Below are 3,070 nucleotides of genomic sequence, written 5' to 3' on the forward strand. Positions count from 1 at the left end.
TTCATCATCGAATTGCCGATATTCATCGCGCGCCTCTCGTCCTGCTCGTCATGCGGACGCACGGCGCAACGGCCGTGCCAGGGGGCAGGGCGTGTCGCATCAATGACTTGGAAGACGTCGCGGCGTCTGCCCGGCAAACCCTGCCGGGCGCGTCCTGCCTACTCGGCGCTTTCGCCCACCAGGACGCCGCCCTCGGACACCGACGCCTCGTCGCGCGCCGTGCCCGTCGCCGTGTCGGCATCCGTCAGCAGCCGCCACGTGCCGCCGACCAGGATCTCGCTCGGCCGGAACCGCGCCTTGTAGGCCATCTTGCGGCTCTCCGGGACCCAGTAGCCGAGATACACATAGGGCAGGTCCATCGCCCGCGCCCGCTCGATCAGCCACAGGATCGAGAACGTGCCATAGGACCGGCGCTCCTCGCCCGGCACGAAGAAGCTGTACACGGCCGAGAGCCCGTCGCCGAGGCGGTCGGTCAGGCAGGCGCCGATCAGCCGGTCGTCGGGCTCGCGGAACTCGACCATGAAGGTCTCGATCGGCGTGTCCTCGACCATGGCGCGGTAGTCGTAGAAGCTCATCGTCGCCATGTCGCCGTCGCCGTGCCGCGCCTGCTGGTAGCGCTGGAACAGCTGGAACTGCTCGGCCGTCGCGCGCGCCGGCACCTCGAACCCCTCGAGCGCGGCATTGGCCTGCGCGACGCGGCGGAGCGTGCGGCCAGGCTGGAACACCGCGACGGGGATGCGGATGGGCACGCAGGACTGGCAGGACGGGCAGACCGGCGCATAGGCGATGTTGTGGCTGCGGCGGAAGCCCGCGCGCGACAGCCGGTCGTGCAGGTTGTCGGCGTCCGGCCCGGTGATCTCCGTCACCACCTTCCGCTCCGTACGCCCCTGCACATAGGGGCACGGCAGCGGTGCCGTGGTGTAGAAGAATTGCGGCCGGCGCGGGGGCTTGTACGTTACCGAGGCCATGTTCCGGTCGGTATGTTCCAGGCTCCGCCGAGGCCGGTCAATGGCGGTGCGCGCCAGTCCCCGTCCGCGAGCGCCGCGCGACGCACCACCACCACCCCGGCGGCCAGGTCATGCAGCGCCCGCCGCCGCTCCGTCACCAGCGCGATCAGGAACAGCAGCCCGCTCGTCACCGCCGTCACGTAATACCCGGCGGTGTAGATCACCGCCTGCCACACCTCCGGCGGCCCGAGATCGTCGGCCCGGCGCACCGCGAGGCCGCGCAGCGCCTGGCCCGGTGTCGCACTCAGCGGGCTCATCACGAACCCGGCCGTGTAGACGAACGGCAGCGCCGGCAGCAGGTGGAACAGCGGCCAGCCGAGCCCGAGGGTCATGATGCCGAAGATCAGGCAGAACACCCACAGCACGGCCCCCAGCACCGCCATCAGCACCAGGTCGATCAGCAGCGCCTCGATCCGCCGCGCGATCACCCCGCGCGTCAGCACCGCATCCGGCTCGGCATACGCATTCATCCGGTTGATCATGGCAGCAGCCTCGCATCCTCCACGCCCGACCCGGTAGATGGGGCCAGGGCGATCGTATCGCCATCCCGCCAGCGTTGCATGAAATCGGTGGCATGGGCGCGAAAGATGTTGCCCGACTGGCCCGGCGCCACGATGAAGCGGCTCGCGTCGAGGTCGGCGAGGTCATAGACGCCGCGGTACGACGCCCCGTGCACCGCGTCGAAGCCGGCGCCGATGCCGCCGCGGTCGATCGTGGTGTCGTCGCCGGGGGCGGCGATGCGCGCCACCGCGAACCGGCCGATCAGCGGCAGCCGGCCGAGCAGCGGATGGGCAAACACCGCCTGATGCGCGGCGCCCCAGCGCCACAGCGACGGATCGTCGCCCCATCGTGCCGCGAGCCCCGTCGCCGCGTCATCCAGCGCCTGTGCCATCAGCGCCTCGCATCCGCCGGGGCACCAGCCCGCCCCGTCCGGCGAGAGCACATAGGCCACGAACTCGATCCACGGCACCGGCGCCGTGCCGGGGATGGCGTCGGCCTGCGCCAGCCGCGCCTCGAACGCCACCAGCCACGCGTTGAAGATCAGCGGCTGCGGCTGGCGCAGCGCCATCCGCCCGTCCCAGTCCGTCAGCAGCGCCAGCGCCCGCGCCCCCAGCGGCGTCGCGGGATGCACCCCGCGCAGCGCCGGCAGGATTTGCGCCGCGAAGCTGCTGCCCACGTCGCGCTGCATCCGCGCGAACTCCGCGACGTCGTGCCGGCGGCGCGTGTCGAGCAACTGGCGTATGCGCTGCGAACGCCAGTCGCCGAAGGCGTCGCGCGACATCAGCACCGGAAAGGACGGCCCGACCAGCGGCTCGTTGGCATTCACCAGCCGCCCGCTCGCCGGATCGAGGAAATGCGGCAGCGCATCGCCCTCGGCATAGCCGGTCCAGTCATGCGCGCCGTCCGCGCCCTCGACCGGCATGCTGCCGTCGCCGGCGCGGCGGATCGGCACGCGCCCGGTCACCGCGAGGCCGACATGCGCGCGGTCGGCGATCAGCAGGTTCTGCACCGGCGCGCTGATCAGCGGCGCCGCCGCCATCGCCGCGGCCACGCTGTCCGCCTCGTTCAGCGCCAGCAGCCCGGTGGGCGAGGTATCCGTCCCCTGCAGCGCCGCCGCCGACAAGGCGAGGATCGGCCCCTTGGCGCCCGGTGGCCGCAGGTCGCTGATGACCGGCCCGTGCCGCGTCGTGCGCACCGTCATCACCACGTCCGGCGCCCCGCGCACCCGGATGCGTTCCTCGCGCAGCGCGTACGGGCGCGGCCCGTCCGGCGTCTGATAGGCGTCCGGGCCCGCAGGCGTTTCGATGAACAGATCCTCGGTATCGGCGCCGGTGGTGGTGAAGGTCCAGGCGATGTGGCGGTTGCGCCCGATCACCAGGAACGGCACGCCCGGCGCGGTCGCCCCCGCCAGCACGCCCTGCGGCGTGTCGATGCGCGCCAGGTACCAGATGCCCGGCAGCGAGAACGCCAGATGCGGGTCGCCGGCCAGCAGCGGCGCGCCGGTCGCCGAATGCGCGCCGTCCACCGCCCATTCGTTCGACGCCTCGTCCGGCAGGGTGAAG

General features: G+C 72.1%; 3 protein-coding genes. All 3 read right to left on the bottom strand.

The features are described from left to right. Nucleotides 1-158: 158 nt before the first annotated feature. Nucleotides 159-968: an arginyltransferase gene (locus B8460_RS01100; RefSeq protein ID WP_048859724.1), complete on the bottom strand. Its 810-nt coding sequence runs from the start codon at nucleotides 966-968 to the stop codon at nucleotides 159-161. Beyond that, the gene (locus tag B8460_RS01105; RefSeq protein ID WP_048859725.1) at nucleotides 956-1,489 is read right to left on the bottom strand and encodes an RDD family protein; all 534 of its coding nucleotides are present in this window, start codon (nucleotides 1,487-1,489) and stop codon (nucleotides 956-958) included. The genes B8460_RS01100 and B8460_RS01105 overlap by 13 nt, the downstream gene beginning before the upstream one ends. Continuing rightward, nucleotides 1,486-3,070: penicillin acylase family protein (locus B8460_RS01110; RefSeq protein WP_148360215.1), on the bottom strand; the 1,585-nt coding region annotated here is incomplete at its 5' end. The genes B8460_RS01110 and B8460_RS01105, both read right to left, overlap by 4 nt.

The sequence above is a fragment of the Acidisphaera rubrifaciens HS-AP3 genome, from assembly GCF_000964365.1.
GTDB classification, from domain to species: domain Bacteria; phylum Pseudomonadota; class Alphaproteobacteria; order Acetobacterales; family Acetobacteraceae; genus Acidisphaera; species Acidisphaera rubrifaciens.

Coding starts and splice junctions, on each gene's coding strand:
- B8460_RS01105 (WP_048859725.1), bottom strand. CDS start 1,489: ATGATCAACCGGATGAATGCGTATGCCGAGCCGGATGCGGTGCTGACG.
- B8460_RS01100 (WP_048859724.1), bottom strand. CDS start 968: ATGGCCTCGGTAACGTACAAGCCCCCGCGCCGGCCGCAATTCTTCTAC.